This is a genomic window from Oceanospirillum sediminis (assembly GCF_014164585.1).
Taxonomy (GTDB): Bacteria; Pseudomonadota; Gammaproteobacteria; order Pseudomonadales; family Halomonadaceae; genus Oceanospirillum; species Oceanospirillum sediminis.
In genome coordinates, this window is the sequence record NZ_JACJFM010000011.1 from 71,503 (window position 1) to 91,734 (window position 20,232).

At 47.1% G+C, this 20,232-nt stretch carries 16 protein-coding genes; 10 read left to right on the forward strand and 6 right to left on the reverse strand.

Annotated features, from left to right (window positions below; genetic code table 11):
* The first annotated feature begins 3 nt into the window (after positions 1 to 3).
* From folC to H4O21_RS10510, 5 genes are read left to right on the forward strand one after another with little or no spacing between them, the layout of a single operon-like run.
* Complete coding sequence (gene folC, locus H4O21_RS10490) at positions 4 to 1,296, forward strand: bifunctional tetrahydrofolate synthase/dihydrofolate synthase (RefSeq protein WP_182808818.1); 1,293 nt, start codon at positions 4 to 6, stop codon at positions 1,294 to 1,296.
* A complete protein-coding gene (locus H4O21_RS26290) occupies positions 1,293 to 1,790 on the forward strand; it encodes an SPOR domain-containing protein (RefSeq protein ID WP_182808819.1) in 498 nt (165 codons plus the stop codon). The genes folC and H4O21_RS26290 overlap by 4 nt, the downstream gene beginning before the upstream one ends.
* 24 nt (positions 1,791 to 1,814) lie before the next feature.
* The gene (locus H4O21_RS10500) at positions 1,815 to 2,297 is read left to right on the forward strand and encodes a CvpA family protein (RefSeq protein WP_182808820.1); all 483 of its coding nucleotides are present in this window, start codon (positions 1,815 to 1,817) and stop codon (positions 2,295 to 2,297) included.
* A 47-nt stretch (positions 2,298 to 2,344) separates the two neighbouring features.
* The gene (purF, locus tag H4O21_RS10505) at positions 2,345 to 3,859 is read left to right on the forward strand and encodes an amidophosphoribosyltransferase (protein ID WP_182808821.1); all 1,515 of its coding nucleotides are present in this window, start codon (positions 2,345 to 2,347) and stop codon (positions 3,857 to 3,859) included.
* 8 nt (positions 3,860 to 3,867) lie between these two features.
* Positions 3,868 to 5,061 carry an O-succinylhomoserine sulfhydrylase gene (locus H4O21_RS10510; RefSeq protein ID WP_182808822.1) on the forward strand — a complete coding sequence of 398 codons (1,194 nt, stop codon included), beginning with the start codon at positions 3,868 to 3,870 and terminating at the stop codon, positions 5,059 to 5,061.
* Positions 5,062 to 5,130: 69 nt separating this feature from the next.
* Here H4O21_RS10510 and H4O21_RS10515 read toward each other — a convergent pair whose 3' ends face one another.
* Entirely contained in the window at positions 5,131 to 5,847 is a 717-nt protein-coding gene (locus H4O21_RS10515) for an SIMPL domain-containing protein (protein ID WP_182808823.1), read from the reverse strand.
* Between the two features lie 219 nt (positions 5,848 to 6,066).
* Here H4O21_RS10515 and cobU point away from each other — a divergent pair, with 219 nt between their 5' ends.
* A complete protein-coding gene (cobU, locus tag H4O21_RS10520) occupies positions 6,067 to 6,603 on the forward strand; it encodes a bifunctional adenosylcobinamide kinase/adenosylcobinamide-phosphate guanylyltransferase (RefSeq protein WP_182808824.1) in 537 nt (178 codons plus the stop codon).
* Positions 6,604 to 6,655: 52 nt separating this feature from the next.
* Here cobU and H4O21_RS10525 read toward each other — a convergent pair whose 3' ends face one another.
* Positions 6,656 to 7,558, reverse strand: coding sequence for a DMT family transporter (locus H4O21_RS10525; RefSeq protein WP_182808825.1), 903 nt, complete (start codon positions 7,556 to 7,558; stop codon positions 6,656 to 6,658).
* 194 nt (positions 7,559 to 7,752) lie between these two features.
* Between H4O21_RS10525 and H4O21_RS10530 the strand changes: the two genes are divergently transcribed.
* Positions 7,753 to 9,690, forward strand: coding sequence for a sensor domain-containing diguanylate cyclase (locus tag H4O21_RS10530; RefSeq protein ID WP_182808826.1), 1,938 nt, complete (start codon positions 7,753 to 7,755; stop codon positions 9,688 to 9,690).
* Positions 9,690 to 11,615 (forward strand): sensor domain-containing diguanylate cyclase, encoded by a 1,926-nt coding sequence (locus H4O21_RS10535; protein WP_182808827.1) that lies wholly within the window; start codon positions 9,690 to 9,692, stop codon positions 11,613 to 11,615. Before H4O21_RS10530 ends, H4O21_RS10535 begins: the two co-directional genes overlap by 1 nt.
* Before the next feature lie 74 nt (positions 11,616 to 11,689).
* Here the strand turns inward: H4O21_RS10535 and H4O21_RS10540 are convergent, their stop codons facing one another.
* Complete coding sequence (locus H4O21_RS10540) at positions 11,690 to 13,183, reverse strand: cobyric acid synthase (protein ID WP_182808828.1); 1,494 nt, start codon at positions 13,181 to 13,183, stop codon at positions 11,690 to 11,692.
* Positions 13,184 to 13,314: 131 nt separating this feature from the next.
* On the opposite strand from H4O21_RS10540, the gene cbiB reads away from it, so the two are divergent.
* Complete coding sequence (cbiB, locus tag H4O21_RS10545; protein WP_182808829.1) at positions 13,315 to 14,328, forward strand: adenosylcobinamide-phosphate synthase CbiB; 1,014 nt, start codon at positions 13,315 to 13,317, stop codon at positions 14,326 to 14,328.
* Positions 14,329 to 15,381: an aminotransferase class I/II-fold pyridoxal phosphate-dependent enzyme gene (locus H4O21_RS10550; protein WP_182808830.1), complete on the forward strand. Its 1,053-nt coding sequence runs from the start codon at positions 14,329 to 14,331 to the stop codon at positions 15,379 to 15,381.
* On the opposite strand, the gene H4O21_RS10555 is transcribed toward H4O21_RS10550, so the two are convergent.
* The 3 genes from H4O21_RS10555 to ppnN form a co-directional block, all read right to left on the reverse strand.
* Positions 15,376 to 18,216 carry a hybrid sensor histidine kinase/response regulator gene (locus H4O21_RS10555; RefSeq protein ID WP_182808831.1) on the reverse strand — a complete coding sequence of 947 codons (2,841 nt, stop codon included), beginning with the start codon at positions 18,214 to 18,216 and terminating at the stop codon, positions 15,376 to 15,378. The genes H4O21_RS10550 and H4O21_RS10555 overlap by 6 nt on opposite strands.
* 266 nt (positions 18,217 to 18,482) lie before the next feature.
* Entirely contained in the window at positions 18,483 to 18,761 is a 279-nt protein-coding gene (locus H4O21_RS10560) for a hypothetical protein (RefSeq protein WP_182808832.1), read from the reverse strand.
* 87 nt (positions 18,762 to 18,848) lie between these two features.
* On the reverse strand, positions 18,849 to 20,225 hold the full coding sequence (ppnN, locus tag H4O21_RS10565; RefSeq protein WP_220495609.1) for a nucleotide 5'-monophosphate nucleosidase PpnN: 1,377 nt from the start codon (positions 20,223 to 20,225) through the stop codon (positions 18,849 to 18,851).
* Positions 20,226 to 20,232 lie beyond the last annotated feature (7 nt).

The following is a 20,232-nucleotide window of genomic DNA, read 5'->3' on the forward strand; positions in this document are numbered from 1 at the left end:
AGGATGATATCTGATACTGATCTGAAACAGGCTGGCCTGGATGAATGGCTGAACCGGCTTGAGTCACTGCACCCGACCGAAATTGATCTGGGGCTGGAGCGTTTACGTAAAGTGGCGGGCAGGCTCGGGGTTGAAACATTACCTGGTAAAGTGATTACTGTTGCCGGAACAAATGGTAAGGGTTCAACGGTTGCTATGCTGGACTCAGTATTGCGTCAGGCAGGCTATAAAACAGGGTGTTACACCTCGCCTCATTTTCTTCGTTACAACGAAAGAATATGCCTTAATGGCCATCCTGTTCCGGATCAGATGATATGTGATGCGTTTTTACGCATTGAAGCCGCTCGTCAGGATATTAGTCTGACTTATTTTGAGTTTGGCACTCTGGCGGCTTTTCTTATTTTTTCTGATGAGGCCCCAGATGTATCTATTCTGGAAATCGGTCTGGGAGGCCGTCTGGACGCGGCTAATCTGATTGATCCTGACCTGGCTATCGTGACGACTGTGGCTCTTGATCATGAGAGCTGGCTTGGTTCCGACCTGGAGCAAATCGGCCGGGAAAAAGCGGGTATTTTCCGAAAAGATATCCCGGTCGTTATTGGGTCTGAAGCCGGAAAAATCCCCGCTTCGGTCAGAGAAGAAGCACTCAGGATTGGTGCTTCCGATATCTCGCAGCTGGGGCAGGAGTATCGTTGGTTTACCGAGGCTGATGGCTCCTGGAGCTGGCAGAGTCTGGATGACGATGGCAAGATTTCTGAAGAATGTTTGTTATTACCTGCTGTCAGTTTGCCGACTGATAACGCTGCTACAGTGATTCAGGCATTGAACCGATCAGGGTTTGATATCAGTACAGAGGCTTTATATCGTGGCCTGCAATCTGCTTCCCTGACAGGTCGGATGCAGAGTATAGGCCGGTTTGTACTTGATGTGGCACATAATCCTCATGCTGCACATTATATTGCAGAGAAGCTACAGAGCATGCCCGTAAAAGGCAGGAGAGTAGCCCTGGTAGGAATGCTGGATGATAAGGATGTTGAATCGGTGCTGAATATTATGGCTCCTGTCTTCTCTTCCTGGTATATTGCACAGCTGGAAGGGCCGAGAGCGACTCCGGCTCTGAGGATACAAGAGTATCTGGCCAATGAGCAGCAGACGGATTGTCGGGTTTTCCCCCATGTGGCGGAAGCACTGGATGCTGTGCTGGCTGAGACAGGGGCTGATGACCAGGTACTGGTTTTCGGCTCTTTCCTGACAGTAGCTGGTGTGCTGGAAGTAAAAGAGCGATTATTGCCGTGAAATATGGATTAAAGCATCGCATTATCGGAGCAGTTATTCTGATATCTGTCGCGGTGATTTTTTTGCCTGTTCTGTTAGATGGTGGGCAGCGCCCTCAATTGGTGCAGACTACCACGCCTATTCCTGCTCCCCCTCCTGATGCCGAGATTAAGGTCGAACAGCCTGCTGATCCGGGTCGGACGCCCAGTATTGAAACGGGCGAACCGGAAAGAGAGAATTGGCAGTCAGGTCTTACGGATCAGAAAAAACTGGCAGCCTGGACGTTGCAGGCTGCCAGCTTTAAAACAGAAGATAATGCTGCAGGCATGAGAGACAAGCTGCGAAAAAGTGATATCCGCAGTTATATCCGGCAGCGGAAGGACTATTTTGTGGTATATGCAGGACCTTTTGCTGATTCTGATGCCGCTAATGAAGTGAAAGCCAGGCTTAAGAAAGAGTTTTCTGTTTCTGCTCTGATGGTTCGCTATGACCCTATGGCTGATGTCAGAAACTGACCTGCAGAAAGATAAGGATACAGTATGATCTGGGTTGACTGGGCTATTATAGTGGTTTTTCTGATTTCAGCGGGTTTTGGTCTGATCAGAGGGGTGGTCAGAGAAGCGGTTTCTCTGGCAACCTGGGTCGCTATTATACTGTTCGGACGTATTATGGCTCCTCAGGTCAGTGAGATTCTTTTACCTTATATTGAGCAGGACTCTGTACGCCTGTTTATTGCCTTCGCCTGCATCGGCATACTTATCATGATGCTGGGTTCTGTTATTTCTAAAATAGCGAATAAAGTGGTTTCTGCAACGGGACTCAGCGGGTTCAATCGATTTCTTGGTCTTATTTTTGGTGCGCTGAGAGGTGTGGCTATCCTGGTTATTGTTATTGCGATTGCCAGTCTGACCAGTTTAACTCAGGAGCCCTGGTGGGCCGGATCTGAGTTTATTCCTGTATTAGAAGATTTACGAGATCAGGCTGCTCAACTGGTAGAAAACCAGCTAGAGAAGCGTGCCTGATTGTTATTGTTTTTGATGATGTGATAACCCCTAAGAGGTGATTTTCAATGTGCGGAATCGTCGGCATTGTTGCCAATAGCAGCGTTAATCAGGCTATCTATGATGCCTTAACTGTCCTTCAGCATCGTGGACAGGACGCTGCCGGTATGATGACCTGCCAGGATGGCCGTTTTTTCCTGCGTAAAAGTAACGGCTTAGTGCGCGATGTTTTCCGTACTCGTCACATGCAGCGCCTGCACGGTAATATGGGGATCGGACACGTTCGTTATCCTACTGCTGGATCATCCAGTGAGGCAGAGTCTCAGCCTTTCTATGTCAACTCACCTTACGGTATCGCTCTGGCTCATAACGGTAACCTGACCAATGCCAAAGAGCTGGCGGAAGAGGTGTTTAACACGGATCTGCGTCATATCAATACGACTTCAGATTCTGAAGTATTGTTGAATATTTTTGCCCATGAACTGGGTAAGCAGGGACTGCAACTGCGCCCGGAAGATATTTTTGATGCTGTTCGTCGGGTTCATCGTCGTTGTCGTGGTGGTTATGCTGCCATTTCGATGATCAGCGGTATGGGACTGGTGGCATTCCGCGATCCTCATGGTATCCGCCCTGCGGTATTCGGTAAGCGTGAAACAGAGGCTGGCATTGAGTATATGGTGGCTTCTGAGAGTGTAGCTCTGGATGTTCTGGGTTTTGAACTGGAGCGTGATATTGCTCCCGGTGAAGCAGTATTTATCGATCTGGAAGGTAATATTTTTACTCAGCAGTGTGCCGATAATCCAAACCCTCGTCCCTGCATCTTTGAGCATGTTTATCTGGCTCGACCTGATTCTATTATGGATGGTATCCATATCCATAAATCCCGCATGCGCATGGGACAGAAACTGGCTGAAAAGATCAAACGTGAACGTCCGGAGCATGATATTGATGTGGTGATTCCAATTCCGGATACCAGCCGTACCTCGGCTCTGGAGCTGGCTCTTCATCTGGATGTGCCTTTCCGTGAAGGTTTTATCAAAAACCGTTATATCGGTCGTACGTTCATTATGCCGGGACAGCAGGAGCGTAAGAAGTCTGTACGTCAGAAGCTGAACGCTATTGATCTGGAATTTGAAGGGCGAAATGTATTACTGGTTGATGACTCTGTTGTAAGGGGGACTACCAGTAAGCAAATTATTCAGATGGCACGTGATGCCGGTGCGAAGAATGTTTACTTTGCTTCTGCGGCACCAGCGGTTCGCTATCCTAATGTATACGGGATTGATATGCCATCCGCTGATGAGCTGATCGCTCATGGCCGTACAGATGAAGAAGTCGCAGAACAGATCAGTGCAGATTGGATGATCTATCAGGATCTTGAAGATCTGATCGCTTGTGGTAAAGAAGGAAACCCTGAACTGGAAGGTTTTGACTGTTCTGTATTTAACGCCGAATACGTTACCGGTGACATTGATCAGAACTATCTGGATGCTATTGATGCAGAGCGCAATGACAGTGCAAAAGAGGGCGCTAAGCCTAAGGTTGATGCTGTTATCGATATGCATAACGACGATACGGAGTGAGTCTGATTATGCCTGATTTTGATATTGATGCTCAGGACTGGGGACTGGAAACCCTGGGTGTTCGTGCCGGACAGACCCGTTCTCAGGAAGGTGAGCACAGCGAGGCGATTTTCCCGACCTCCAGTTTTGTATTTGGCTCTGCAGCTGAAGCAGCAGCGCGTTTTTCTGGTGAAGTACCCGGTAATGTGTACTCCCGCTTTACGAATCCAACCGTACGTATGTTTGAGCAGCGTATTGCGGCTCTGGAAGGCGGAGAACGCGCTGTAGGCACCGCATCCGGTATGGCAGCCATTCTGAGCACCTGTATGGCTTTGCTGGAGGCGGGTGACCATATTGTGGCATCCCGTAATATTTTTGGTTCAACGACCAACCTGTTTGAGAAGTACCTGAAGAAATTTGGTCTGAATATCAGCTATGTCAATCTGGGTGATCTGGATGGCTGGGCTGAGGCGGCGACTGAAAAGACAAAGCTGTATTTTCTTGAGACGCCTTCTAATCCGGTGTGTGAATTAGGTGATATTACGAAGATTGCCGATATTGCGCATAGCAAGGGAGCAAAGCTGGTTGTCGATAACTGCTTCTGCACTCCTGCTCTGCAGCGTCCATTGCAGTTAGGCGCTGATATTGTTATTCACTCTGCAACCAAATATCTGGATGGTCAGGGGCGTTGCGTGGGTGGCGTCGTTGTTGGTAATAATGAAGACATGGAGCAGATCTTCGGTTTTGTTCGTACCTGCGGACCGAGCCTGAGCCCATTTAATGCCTGGGTATTTCTGAAAGGACTGGAAACTCTGAACCTGCGTATGAAAGCACAGAGTGAAAATGCTCTGGCTCTGGCGCAGTGGCTGGAGCAACAGCCTCAGGTTGAAAAAGTGAACTACTCTGGTCTGCTTTCTCATCCCGACCATGAACTGGCAAAGCAGCAACAAGAGGCCTTTGGGGCAGTGCTATCGATTGAAGTCCGCGGTGGTAAAGAGGGGGCCTGGACTGTTGTTGATAATACTCAGATGTTGTCTATCACGGCCAATCTGGGGGATGTCAAAACGACGATTACTCATCCTGCAACAACGACACATGCACGTATTACTCAGGATGACCGGGATGCGGCAGGTGTCACTGATGGTCTGCTTCGGATTGCTGTTGGTCTGGAAACTCTGGATGATCTGAAAGCTGATCTGGCCAGAGGTCTGGCTAAGATCTGAAGAAAATTATTGATCAGAGAGACGCCCGGATTATCCGGGCGTTTCAGATTTAAGGTGCTGAAAACAGTATCAGGGTACCAGGAAGAAAATTACCCGGACATCACTTGTCAGTCTGATCTGATCCGGTTCTGGTGTTGAGGTCAGGCTGCTATTGCGCGGTGCTGTTACTCTGAATTCTGAACGAGCATGATCAGGATAACGCTGTGAACTTTCTTCGATACTGAATACTCTGCCGGTTTTCTGGCCCAGTCGACTGGCCATTCGCTCTGCTTTTTCTCTGGCTTTATTGATCGCCTCATCCAGCACCTGTTCTTTCAGAACCTCTTCATTACTATGTTCAAATTTGACAATGATGTCTGAAACGGTCTGACTGGAATTGATCCTGTCCAGTATATCCGGATAGCGATTAATACTGCGTACATAGAGAGTGATTGTCTGGCTGACCCTGGTTTGAGAGCGCTGACTGCCCTGTATCTGTATTGGCTGTATATATAGCTGCCCCATTTCAATGTCCTGTTGTGGCAGATTGAAACGCAGTAGGGATCTCAGCAGCTTTCGGCTACGCTTTTCTACATTGTCTCTGGCTTTTTTCAGATGCGGGCTGGTGTTGTCCAGTGTCAGAGTAAGAATGGCAGTGTCAGGGGCGAATTTGAATTCGCTGGATGCTTTAACCAGAAGATGAGGTTGTTCTGGCCTTGTCTCTGCATTCAGAGTCGTGCTCAGAAAAAGACAGATTATTGTCAGAAAGGCTTTGTATATGAGGGGAAGTAAGGCGTAATTATTCATAGAGAACTATCCATCAATATGACAATGATAAAATACCCTGGTGCTAAGCTGTTGAACAAACATTTCTCTGTAAGAGATTGCTATATTCCCCGGCTGATGGCAGGCAAATATCGAAATGCTTTTATTCAGGTGCATCTGGTATCTGATTGTGTTTATGTCTATCTGTGAGCCTGATTCATTCATCGGGTTCCATTTTTAACGGAATTTTAAGGAGTTTCTGTGGTTCGCTTTATTCTGGGAGGTGCCAGGTCTGGTAAAAGTGCTCTGGCTGAACAATTAGCGGTCTGCTCAGGTAAGAGGGTGCATTATCTGGCAACAGCACAGATATGGGACGAAGAGATGAAGGATCGGGTGGCTCATCACAAAAATAGCCGTCCGAATCATTGGCAGGTAACGGAAGAAGCTATCGATATTATCCCTGTCATTAAAAAATATGCGCAAGTCCGAGGGGAATGCCTTTTGCTGGATTGCCTGACATTATGGCTGACCAATATTTTACTGTTAGATGATGAAGACGTACTGCAAGCCCATCAGCAGCAACTGGTGGAATACTTACAGAATGATTTCCGCGGTGAGTTAATTCTGGTCAGCAATGAAGTCGGGCAAGGAATCATTCCGGATAATGCTTTAGCCCGGCGTTTTGTAGACGAAGCCGGGCGCCTGCATCAAAGAATTGCTAAAGTGTCTGATCAGGTTGTTTTTGTTACTGCCGGTATTCCACAGACACTGAAAGGACCTTTATTGAACATGGGCTAATTGTCTGGTTTCTGACTCTCGATATCATGGGGGCCAGAAACAGCTGCTATTCTCAGTGAGCCATCTCTGTCTGATGTTTATTGCGTGGAGCCAGTTGAGAGATCAGCATACCTGCCAGCATAAGGGCACAGCCTGCCAGGCCTTTAAGGTCCAGGGTTTCATTCAGGAACAGATAGCCTCCGATAACCGCAAATACAGCCTCCAGGCTCAGAATAATGGCAGCATGTGAAGCCGGGGCTTCTTTCTGAGCAAAGACCTGGAGGGTATAGGCTACACCAACAGACAAGAGCCCGGCGTAGGCAATGGGTTGCCAGGCTTCCCCTATACTACCCAGCGTCGGTTCCTCCAGGAACAGGGCTGCCAGCAGGCTGATCAGACCACAGGTAAAGAACTGTATAACGGATAACCTTAAAGCATCCATTTGAGGTGATAGCCAGCCAATCAGCAGAACATGCCCTGCCCAGAAAAGTGCTCCAATCAGTTGCAGCAGATCCCCATATGCCAGTGTAAAATCATCTGTAACGCTTAAAAGATACAAACCTGCGACTGCCAGCAAAGCACCCAACCAGGTATTGCGCCCGGTTTTTTGCCCCCAGACCAGGGCTATTACAGGAACCAGAATGATGTAAAGACCTGTAATAAAGCCTGCATTACCTGCAGTAGTATATTGCAGCCCTACCTGTTGAAATGTTGATCCCATAAATAGCAGGGCGCCAGCCGCTAGTCCCCCCTGCCATAAACTAAGCCCCCGGCCTTTATCTGATTTTGTCGGTTGATCTGGTTTAAGTAATAACAGCAGTGGCAGTAAGGACAGAGCGCCCAGGAAAAAGCGGGCAGCATTAAAAGTAAAGGGACCGACATAATCCATACCTACACGCTGAGCAACAAAGGCAAAGCCCCATATTGCTGCGGTAACGAGTAGCATAATGTCGGATCGGAGTGTTTGGCTTTGCATAGATATTTCTTTATTCGGAACGTTATTTGTCAGCTGAATTGAGCCATTGATTTGATTGTATAGAAATATGATCAGGCGGGATAATATACTGAATGGACATATCCGGGTAGTAAAATGCTGTCTGTTTGGCTCACGACACTTATGTGCTACATTGACTGGTTCCTGTTCAGTCACCAGACCTCCCGGAGAGGGTAATGCTTCAGTTTCGTATGGATCGCGGATTGTTGAGCAGCTTTTGCTATGTCAGTCTGATGTTGATTATTTTTGCTTCAGTTATTGTCAGTGCTGGTTCCGGGTCCGGGCGTCCACTGGCTTTTCCTGCAGCGATGGGGGAAACCACGTTGACATTCTGGTATCCCGATAGCAGTGATCCTTTGCCTCTGGATGGAGAGTGGATGGGGTTTCCCGATCAGTTGCTATCACCTGCTGAAGTTGAAGATAATCTGCATTATTCCTTGCCGGTTCTTTTCCCTGATATCTGGCAGCCTCCCGGACCAAGACGTCACATGATGACATATACTCTTTTGCTGAAAAAGGTTCCTCAGCAGACTGAACTGGCGTTGTTTGTGCCGGAGATAAAGAATAGCTTCAGACTCTTTGTTAATGGTCGGGAAGTGTTCAACGGTGGTTATGCCAGTGCTTCAGTCGATCATGCCAGAGGATATTCAGGGGACAGGATTGTCTCTTTAGGGAAGCTACCGCCAGAAACACGCCTGGTCCTTCAGGTCAGTAATTATGGCCATGCCCGAGGTGGTGTGCACAGCCCTATTATTCTGGCAACAGATGATGAATGGCAAAGTTACTATCAGAAGAATATTCTTATAGAAGGTGTCGTGATATGTCTGGCAATTCTGGCTGGAATTCTGTTGCTGACAGAGTTTTTACTGATACCTGATCATAAGGAATTATTGTGGATCGGGCTATTTGCTCTGGTTCTTGCAGGTTACACAGGTACTACCGGATTGGGGAGTTTCAGTACCCTGTTTGGATATTTTCCCTGGCCCCTGGCGGTCCGGCTGGAATATATCGGGTTTGCGACGGCGATTCCTCTGTTTGCTAACTGGCTCCAGTCGTTATACCGACAGGATATAAAGTTCCGCATTGTTAAATATCTGAACTGGGCAGCCGCCTCTTTTCTGATATTTATCCTTCTTACTCCCAGTGAACTGTTTACCGGGTTACTGCATCTGTTGCTGCTGTTTATGACATTTTGTCTGTTAACGTCTGTCTGGATGATGACGATGTTATTTATCCGTAACAGAGCCGGAGTGCGTATTCTGATTTTTGGTGCATTTGCTCTGATGACGGGTATTTCTCATGATCTGAGTGTTTTCCTGGGGTTGTGGCAGGGAGATGATCTGTTAGGTGTCGGTATATTGATTTTTCTGGTTTCTCAGATTGGCTTTCTCACCTATTACAGAACTCAGGAACAGATTCGTATGCTCGATTTTAACCGGTCTTTGCAAAACAGGGTGCTGGAAACGGAGAAACTGGCTTACACCCGAAAAGCAGAGCTGGAAAATAAGATGCATGAACTGGAAATAAAAAAGCAGGAGTACCAGCGTCTTATTACTGAAGATGAGCTTACTGGTTTAATGAACCGCCACTGTTTTTTTGAACAGATCGGTCGGAGGATAGAGAGAAATCGTCGTGTCAGCCATGCCATTGTTATGATTGATGTTGACCGTTTTAAACAGATTTGTGATCACTATGGCAGAGATCTGGCTGATCTGGTACTGAAAAAAGTGGCGCGGCAACTCGTTCAGGAAGCTGAAGGGCGTTTTGACTGGATTCCGGCGCGTTATGGTAGTGATGAGTTTATTTTCTGGCTGGGTGGTGTTGATGCCGATCAGGCTGCTCAGGTGGCGAGACGAATTCAGACTAATATTTCCAGGCTAAAGATGCCAGTGTCAGGCAGGGGAGAGGACGCTTTTCGTTTTACAGTATCAACTGGAGTTGCTACCAATGCCCAGGGACAGAACCTGGATCAGCTACTGGCACGAGCGTCTGATGCTGTGCACCAACAAAGAAAGCAGAGCCAGAAAAAAAAACATCCGGGTATGGGGCAGGAAGTAAGCTTATCTGATCATCTGAATACTACTTTATTTCATCAGAAAGGAGATAGTGTCTGATGAAAAAATGGTTGCTTATGCTATTGGTCATGTTTACACCTGCGAAGTATCTGCAGGCAGATATTCAGGCCAGGCAAGGGGTGATTGATTTCAAACACTGGCACCTGAGTCCGGACGGGATTTTTGCGTTAAAAGGAGAGTGGCTGTTCTATCCGGGAAAGATATACCAGCTAAGAGATCTGCGCAATGAACGTCTGCCGGAGCCGGTTAGTTTCCCGGTGAGTTTACTGGATTGTAAAAGTTTATCTGATGGTCTTTTGCCTACTCAGATTCCGGGTTCCTGTGTCGCGACCTATGTTCTTGAGCTAAGAGGATTACCAGAGCAGCCTCTGGCTCTGTTTATTCCTGAGATGGCCACTGCGTTCAGGTTATTCTGGAATGAAAAAGAGCTGGCTGCTGGCGGTGTCGTATCTGATAATCCTCAGGCATTCCAGACATACAGTGGCCATCGCAGTATTGACCTTCCTGGTACAGATACTTCAGGAGTATTGATATTACAGGTTGCGAACCTGCAAAGAGTCTCTCCGGCACCAGAGAGAGATCTGTTACTGGGGGATGCAGGGGCTATTCATAATTTTTACAACAGTGGAGAGCTGGTGCAGGCTCTGGCAGGTGCTCTGTCTGGTATTGCTGGCATTTTGCTATTTCTTCAGTATCTGACCCGTCATCGTTATGAGAGGTGTCTGTGGAGCCTGAGCCTGTTCAGCTTCTCGGTGATGATGTATACCTTCACAGAAGGTTTTAATGTATTGAACTGGTTTATCAGTGATCCAGAATTGCACTGGCCTGTTTCTTTACGAATTAAACTGATTGCACTGAACCTTTTTGTTCCCTGCCTGGCAATATGGCTGCATGGTTATTACCGGATTAGTTTTCCTGCCTGGTTTCTTAAAATGCTCTGGTGTCAGCTGCTGGTTGTTATTCCGGCGTTTATCTGGTTTCCGGTTGTGTGGCTGGCTGCTCTGGAGCCGGTTCAGATTTTGTTTAATATGATCAGTAATGTTCTGTTATTTATCTGGGTATTGCAATCCCCCTGGTACCGTTCAAAAGAAGCTCTGGCCATGATGTTGACCGTGATGATCTGTATTCTGACAGGTCTGCACGACAGTCTGGTTTACCTGTACCTGATACGTGGTGATGACTGGCTGCATATCGGGTTTACAGTATTTATCATTGGGCAAATATTTATTCTGGCTGTTACCCGAGCCAGAAAGCATGCCCGGATTCGTCGTCTTAATTACAACCTGGAGTTGAGTAAGGCGATGCACCAGAAGAGAGTTGATACCAGAAATAAAGCGCTGATGCATAAAGTATCTGAGCTGGAAACCATTAATGATGAGCTACAGTATCTGATGAAATTTGACGACCTTACCGGTTTGCTGCGGCAGAATGTTTTCATTAAAGATTGTGAGTATCGACTGAGATCTTCTGCTATTCCCGGACAGGTTGTGAGCATGCTGGTGCTGGATATTGATCGTTATAAACAGATCAGTGCTCAGTATGGCTATCTGGCAGCAGATCAGACGGTTAAAGATATTGCTGGTTTGCTGGATCAGTGGGCTGTTGGCGAAAATTACAGTGTGGCACGATCAGACAGTGAGTCTTTTGCTTTGTTTGCTCTGAATATGTCTGAAGAGGAAGCCTTGCAGGAAGCGGAGTGGCTTCGAATCCGTATCCAGCAGAAAGTAATTACTATGCCGGGGCTGGGAAACTCGGCTGTTAATTTTCATGTGACCGCAAGTTTTGGTATCAGTTGCAGCCTTAGTGAAGAAGCGGTGTCTGAGCGCTTATTCAAAGAAGCAGGGCTGGCTTTGAACAGGGCAAAAATGGATGGCAGGAATTGTGTGGTGAGTTATAGCCGGATGCTGAATGATCGGCGTTATCCTCCTCCGGGAGTGATTGTCAGTGATGATGTCCGGCTTTAATAAAGAGTTGATAGAAGCTGTTACCTGATAGTAACAGCATCAGAACCGAAATAGTGAGTAACCTGAGAGTAATATTACCTGAGGCTATTTTTGGGTAATTTGAGTAACTGCTCAAGTAATTCCAGATCCATGTGTTGTTCAATAGTATCTGCGATGCGGTTAATCGATTCATCATACAGGGATTTAATGTCAAAGGGGGCTGCATCCTGTAGTCCGGCCCATTGCAGTAAGTGCTGGCAGGCATCCGGATGATCAAACAGGCCATGCAGGTAACAACCTGCAATCTGGCCATCTTCTGAAATGGCACCGTCTGTTCGGTTTTGCAGTTGCAGAAATGGTCGGGACAGAGCTTTTCCATGAGTTACGCCAGCATGAATCTCGTAACCTGTTACTGGAATATTTGTGGTATCCGATGTTAGTTTTGCGCAAATAGTTCCGGAAGTATTGATCAGTTGTTTTTCTGCTTCCAGTACTGTTTCTGCTTCAAATATTCCCAGGCCAGGCATTTTACCTGCAGGGCCTTCAATGCCTTCAGGGTCGTGTAGCCATTGTCCCAGCATCTGCCAGCCACCACAGATACCCAGTAGTTTACCGCCATATCTCAGATGTCTGAGCAGATAGTTCTCCCAGCCCTGTTCTCTGAGCCAGTTCAGATCATGCTGGACACTTTTGCTACCAGGCAGGATGACAAGATCGGCCGGAGGTGGTGTCTGATCCGGGGCTACAAAATGAAAATCAACCTGCGGATGCTGTCGCAGAGGATCGAAGTCGGTGTGGTTACTGATTCTCGGCAGAACGGGGACAACTACCGTCAGATGGCTTTTTTCTCTGGCTTTGTCCGGAGCCGGGTTGACGCCGTCTTCGGCTTCAAGGCACAGGCCGTGCAGATAGGGTAAAACTGCTGTTACCGGCTTCCCTGTTCTTTGCTCAAGCCAGTCATTTCCGGGCTGTAATAACGATATATCACCTCTGAAGCGATTAATGATAAAGCCTTTAGTCCGGTTCTGTTCACTGGCAGATAACAGTTCCAGAGTGCCGGTTAAATGAGCAAATACGCCGCCTTTATCGATATCTGCGACGATGATTACCGGGCAATCCGCTGCTTCAGCAAAGCCCATATTGGCAATATCTCTGTCTCTGAGGTTGATTTCTGCCGGGCTGCCTGCGCCTTCTACTAATACGATGTCATAGGCTTCTTTCAGACGCTGAAAGCTTTCCAGCACCGCAGTCATCGCTGTCGTTTTGTAGTCATGATAAGCCCTGGCATTCATATTGTTGACGGCCTGGCCGTGGATGATAACCTGGGCTCCGGTATCTGAATTAGGTTTCAGCAGTACAGGGTTCATATCGGTGTGGGGTTGCAGGTAGCAGGCCTGAGCCTGGGCAGCCTGAGCCCGGCCAATCTCTCCACCATCAACCGTTACTGCACTATTCAGAGCCATGTTCTGTGGTTTAAAAGGGGCAACTTTGAACCCCTTTCTTACCAATAGCCTGCAAAGGCCTGTGACAACGGCGCTTTTTCCGGCATCGGAGGTGGTTCCCTGAATCATCAGTGTAGCAGCAGTCATAAAAAATCCTGTAGATACAGCGGGTTGTTATGTGGTCGGGTAAAGCGGCTATAATAGCGCCTTTTGTCTCCGAAAGAGATGGTGGTTTTTTCTCTCATTCGGGTTTTATGCGGTACTTCAGGTTATAAACCATGATTTTTTTTGCTGCTGAGCAGATCTTATTTGCATTATGGGCAGGGGTCATTCTTGATCTTTGCTTTGGTGAACCGAAACGTTTTCATCCTCTGGCCGGGTTTGGCTATCTGGTCTCTGCTCTGGAAAGAAGAGTTAACCCTTCCCGGAATGAGTTGATGATGAACACCAGATCCACTATTTTACTCCGACTGAAAGGTCTGCTGGCCTGGGTTATTGTGGTACTGCCTTTACCGGTTGTTATTGCTTCGTTCGTACCTGAATCACTGAACGTTGAAGGGGATAATATATTATCAGTGTTGACCTGGTGGCTGATTAATAGTGTCGTACTGTGGTTTGCACTGGGTGGGCGCAGTCTGATACAGCATCTTAACTGGATCTATGAACCTTTGGTGCGTAATGACCTGAATGAGGCGCGTAGTAAGGTGGGCTGGATTGTCAGTCGTGATACCAGTGATATGGATGAGATGCGAGTGTGCCGGGCGGGCATTGAGTCTGGGCTGGAGAATGGCAGCGATGCTATTTATGCTCCTTTATTCTGGTTTATTATTGCCGGTGCTCCGGGCGTACTTCTGTATCGACTGGCAAATACAATGGATGCGATGTGGGGCTATAAAACCTCTCGATTTCTTCATCTGGGCTGGGCCAGTGCCAGAATAGATGATGTACTGAACTATATCCCCGCCAGAATAACCGCTGTCCTGTATGCAGTGGGTGGTCACTATCGTTCTGCGTGGCACTGCTGGCGACAACAGGCTGAACACTGGGAAAGCCCTAATGCCGGACCTGTTATGGCCTCTGGCGCGGGGGCTTTACGTTTGTCTCTGGGAGGCGGAGACACATATCATGGGGTATGGAAAGAGCGACCTCTGCTTGGCCTCACTCCTGAAGAAGGAGGTCAGTATGCCGGAAAAGAAGATCTGTTACGCACTATGGTGCTGTTGAAAAAGGTTCTGGCCTATTGGCTGATTGTTGCAAGCCTGCTGTTAATTCTGGTCATGGGTACAGCCTGAATGAGTATTGTGCTTCAGAATACAGATGATCTTACCTCGCCTCCCGTTCATGGTGGCGATGTCCGGCGTATTCTTCAGGAATATCCTGATGCTCCTGAGCCTTTACTGGATCTGTCTGCGGCATTAAACCCTTTGCCCTGGGCTGTGCCGGACCGTATACCTCTGCAGCTCTTTCATCACTTACCGGATGGTTATGATGAGCTGTTGTTATCTGCTTGTTCATTTTATCAGCAGGATAATCTCTGGCCGGTTAATGGTTCTCAACAGGCCATTGAGGTTTTACCCCGTTTAAGGTCCGAAAGCGTGATCGCTGTGCCTGATTCTGGTTATCAGGAGCATGCCTGGTGCTGGAAAAAGCAAGGGCACAGTGTTTTTCGTTATCAGGCTGAGGATCTGATTGGGGATAATTTTTATGACCTGTTGAGTCAGATTGATGTACTGGTTGTTATCAACCCGAATAATCCGACAGGACAGTTGTTTTCATCTGAGCGCTTGCGCCTCTGTTATCAGTACCTGGCTGAAAAAGGTGGCTGGCTGATCGTAGATGAAGCCTTTATGGATATTTTGCCTGTGCAGATACAGAAGGATGCTGCTCTGATATCAGAGGTCGCTTCTGATGGGTTATGGGTGCTCAGGTCTCTGGGTAAGTATTCCGGTTTAGCCGGGATTCGATCAGGCTTTGTCGCCTCTTCAGTCAATAATCTGCAATTGTTTCGTCTTCAGTGCGGACCCTGGCATATGAGTGCTGTGACAGCCTGGCTGACACAACAGTTTCTGCAGGATAAGAGGTGGCATGAAAATATTAAAACAGAGTTGTATTATTGCTTTTCTAAGCAGAAAACGTTGCTTCAGCATTATTTCAGTATCATAGGTGAAACTCCGCTATTTCTGACATGCCAGAGTTCGGATGTTACAGGTATTCAGAACCAGTTGGCACAGTCAGGGATACGCGTGAGAGCATTCCCTGAACAGGGGTGGCTACGGTTTGGTTTGCTCCGCGATAATTCAGGCCATCATCGATTAAAGAATACGCTGAAACAGAAGGCGTTATGACGCAAAGTGTTTCATCAAATAATCCTGAGCTGGCCGCAGGTTTTTCTCAAGCACCTGGTATGCCTGTATCACTTCATTCTCTGCGTTCTGTTTCATCGACTTTTCCAGAGCTATAGCTGCTTGCTCTGCCTCAAGGAAAGCAAAGGTTCCCATCAGGCCTTTCAGTGTATGTACAAGGCGCAGGGTATTCTCCTGATATGGCGCGTCTGAAATCATAGTCTGTAGAGAAGGCAGGATATCGTGATAGTTCATCATAAAATCCTGCAGCAATTCAGCCATAAACTCTGGGTCATCCCCCAGCTTTCTCAGGGCTGTATGGCTATCACAGCCTGGTATACTGGCTATCCACTGCCATTGCTCTGGCAGAGACGGGGTGTTTTCTGCTGCTATCTGTTCTGTGTCTATCGGCTCAAAAACAGGAGAGCTGAGCTTCTGAGGTGGGCTGAGGTTAGCTGGAATCCATTTTAATAATACTCTGCTGAGCAGATTCGGGTCGACAGGTTTACTGATGTGCTCATTCATTCCGGCAGCGAGGCATCGTTCTTTATCACCTCGCATGGCATTTGCTGTCATAGCAATAACAGGGAGTTTATCCTGTTTTAGCGTATGACGGATCTGCCGGATAGTTTCATAGCCATCCATAACAGGCATCTGAATATCACAGAGAACCAGAGCAAAAGATTCTGCTTTCAGGTACTCGATGGCTTCCCAGCCGTTATTTGCAATGGTGACCTGCATACCTCGCTTTTCCAGTAACTCTCTGGCAACTTGCTGGTTAATCAGGTTGTCTTCAACCAGCAAAATATGTGCGCCCTGAATTTTGCTCAGAGCCTGCTTCAATGAGGCGTCTGGTAATAACTTGTCCTGCCTTCTGATCTGAGATGTGCCATAGGCAGACGCAATACAGTCCATCAGGGCTGAGGCATTGACGGGCTTTCGCAGCAGCTGACTAATTCCCGGATGTTGTCTGATCCGCTCGGTCTCATGATGGCTATGAGTAATCATGGCGATCATGCGTGTATCTGGTGCTTGTAAAGAGTAGTTTACCAGATCTGAACTTTGTAAATCTGATAGTTGCCAATCGACCAGGATCAGATCATAGTGTCCCTGTTTCAGCATTCTGGTGGCACAGGTGGCAGAGGAAGCCTGCCCGGTCTCAAAGCCAGATTGATGTAGCAATTCAGCAATAATGCCTCTGGCCTTGCTGTTATCATCAATAATCAGAATTTTATGCCCGGTTAAGTCGGGTAACTGCATTTTTTTCTGTGCAGAATAAGCCTGTTTCTGGCAGATAATGCTGAACCTGAAGGTGCTGCCCTGACCAGGTGTACTCTCTACAGTCATGTTGCCATGCATCTGTTTGACCAGATACTGAGAAATTGCCAGCCCCAGCCCGGTACCGCCAAAACGACGAGTAGTCGAGGCATCAGCCTGACTGAATGGCCTGAACAAATGACTGGACTCATCTTCTGACATACCTATGCCAGTATCAGATACAGCAAAGTGTAATTCTACCTTATCTTCACCCAGGTGCTTAGGGGTAGCTGAAACCAGTACTTCACCATAATCGGTAAATTTAATAGCATTACTACATAAATTTATCAGGATTTGCCCCAGGCGCAATGAGTCTCCATACAGTGCTCTGGGAATATCTGTTGGGAACGAAAATAGCAGCTCCAGTCCTTTTTGTTCAGCTTTCAGGCTGACTATTCTGGCCAGATTTTCGATCACATCATCCAGATCAAACGGGGAGTGTTCAATTTCCAGTTTGCCAGCTTCAATTTTAGAAAAATCCAGAATATCGTTAATAATGCCCAGAAGGCCTGTTGCAGACTGATGAATGGTATCCAGGTAGCTGGCTTGAGGGGAATCAGGAGCATTTTCATAGGCCAGCTGGCTCAAACCTATAATCGCATTCATTGGGGTGCGGATTTCATGGCTCATATTAGCCAGAAAATTACTTTTCATCTGATTGGCGGTATCGGAGGCTTCTTTAGCTTTCGCCAGGGTCTGTTCCGCCATTTTTCGCTGTGTGATGTCACTGCCCTCAGGCAGTAATAATATGACTTTACCGCTGTCGTCAAAAATAGGCGTCAGTTTAAAGTCAATGTTAAGCTGGTGGCCATCAGGTGCATAGCTAATTACTTCAAAATGAGCTCCGATACCTTTTGCAGCTCTATCGATAGCTGAGCGGATCTTTTGTTGCTGCTCTTCCGATTGTCTCCACCAGTTGCCTTGCCAGAAATATTGTCCTTTCAGCATTTCACCAGATTGTTGGGCGAGTTCGGATGCAGCACGGTTAACAACCAGAATTTTCCCGCTTGTATCCAGAATTGCCAGCAGTTCAGAGGCATTATTGATAACAGCATTGAAATAATCTGTGGCTTGTTGGAGTGCCTGTTCGTTCTGTTTGTGTTCTCTTAAATCCCGAACGATACCGGTAAAAAAGATATTACCGTTGGTAATGACTTCGCTGACAGCAAGATAAAGAGGAAATTGTTCCCCGCTTTTAGTCAGGCCAACTACTTCACGCCCAATACCAACCGCTCGACTACTCTGATCTGTAGTACTTCTGCGTTTCATATAGTGTTTCAGAAAACTATTATGCTGGCTGCGGTAGGGTTCCGGCATCAGTTCGGAAATATTCCGGCCTGTAATCTCCTTTGCGCTATAACCAAAAATGTGTTCGGCAGAGGGATTAAAGCGAATAATTAAGCCCTGGGGGTTGATACAGATAATGCCATCCACGGTCGTATCAAGAATGGCTTGCAGATAGTTTAATTGTTCTGCGGTATGTTTCTTCCGGTTACGTTCTTGCCTGGGCAGCAGGAGCATTGTCAGGAGCCCTCCGGCAAAAAATGCGATCAGGGCCGAAAGTAATATGTCTGCAGGCACTATCTGTGAACCTTTTTAATGACAGCGTCTGATAAACGGGTATCGTAGATCAGTTGATTGTATCTTTATGTAAACTTGAAGATTAGCGAAGAAGAATAAAAAACACCAGTCCCTGAAGAGGTTTTATGATTCAGTGGTCACTTCTGTCAGCTACTTCTGCAAAGAGTTCATTGGAAATTTTTGCAGAAGTAACAGAACAAACAGCATCAGAATGGAACAAAAAGAACAATGAGCAGCAAAAGAGCGCCAAGTATCAGTAAGATATCTATCACCCAGCGAGCGGGAGATTTTTTTGCTTTTTTCTTCCCCCGGCCCTGTTGATTCGCACGTTGTTTTTTTGCTTCTTCTTCGAGTCGTTTTTGCTTTCGGACTGTGCTTTGTTTTGCCCTGTCTCGCTGTTTTCGAAATTCAGCGGAGCGCTTTTTGTCTTCAGCTTCTTGTTTTCGCCGAAGGGCATCAGCCTTCAGCTTACTCATATCTGCCATTTATAACCTCGGACTGAAGCAGAAAAACATCCGTTTAATTTCTGCTGGGTTCCTTCTTTATTTCAGATGTGAAGTACCTTCCATGCACTATTTCACAATTTCATAACAGGGATTATAGTCAGATCCCGGTAATTTCATTCGTTGTTGACTCACGAATGATTGTAGTAAAGCATCCAGGGGGGCCATGATGGCTTTATTACCCCGGATCTGGAATGGTCCTTGCTTCTCAATTGCAATAATTCCCTGTGCTTTCACATTACCCGCAACTATACCGGAAAAAGCACGTCGCAGATTAGCTGCCAGAATGTGGGGAGGCTGATCAGGGCGTATTTCCAGATTCGACATATTCTCATGGGTCGGCTCAAATGGCTGCTGGAATTCTGGTGAAATTTTCAGTCGCCAGTTGAAATAGAAAGCATCATTGTTATTTCTCCTGAATTGTTCAACCTGATCAATTCCTGAGTTCATCTCGCGCGCGACACTTTCCGGATCATTAACAATTATTTTATACCTTTGCCGGGCTTTTTGTCCCAGAGTAAGAGCAATAAACTCATCGATCTGTTGCCAGTACTGATGACTATTTTCCGGGCCGGTAAAAATAACCGGGTAGGGCAGTTCATCATTCTCAGGGTTCAACAGTACCCCCAGCAGATAGAGAATCTCTTCTGCAGTGCCAGCACCGCCCGGAAAGACAATAATACCATGAGCGGTACGGACAAATGCTTCCAGCCTCTTCTCTATATCGGGCATAATCACCAATTCATTAACAATTGGGTTCGGCGATTCCGCTGCAATGATTCCCGGTTCAGATATTCCGAGATAACGTCCATCTCTTATTCTTTGTTTTGCATGTGCCAGGTTTGCTCCTTTCATCGGTCCTTTCATCGCTCCCGGACCGCAGCCTGTGCAGATGTTAAGACCCCGAAGTCCCAGTTCATGGCCGACTTCTTTGGTATAGTTATATTCCTCCCGGCTTATGGAGTGCCCTCCCCAGCATACGACCAAATTGGGTTTCTGGCTGGCTTTCAGGGCACCGGCATTACGCAGAATATGGAAAATAGCATCGGTAATACCATCAGGATCATTCAGATCAAAGCGGTTGTTATGCTCAATCTCATTGCTGACGTAAACGATATCTCTTAATACCGAAGACAAATGCTCTCTTATTCCTCTGATCATTGCCCCTTCAACGAAGGCGCTGGCCGGAGCCTGAGTCAGTTTCAGTTTGACTCCTCTGTCCTGCTGTATAACTTCAATATCAAAGTTTTTATTCTGTTCCAGAATAGCCTTACTGTCGTCTGTATGATTACCGCAATTCAGCACGGCCAGAGCGCATCCCCTGAGCAGACCATGCTGTCCATTCTCTGACGTTGATTTCAGTCGATTCACTTCGTTCTGTGAGAGGACTTCCAGGCTGCCTTCCGGAGAAACCAGAGTATTGATTCCATGACTGATCGTATTCATGTCGTCT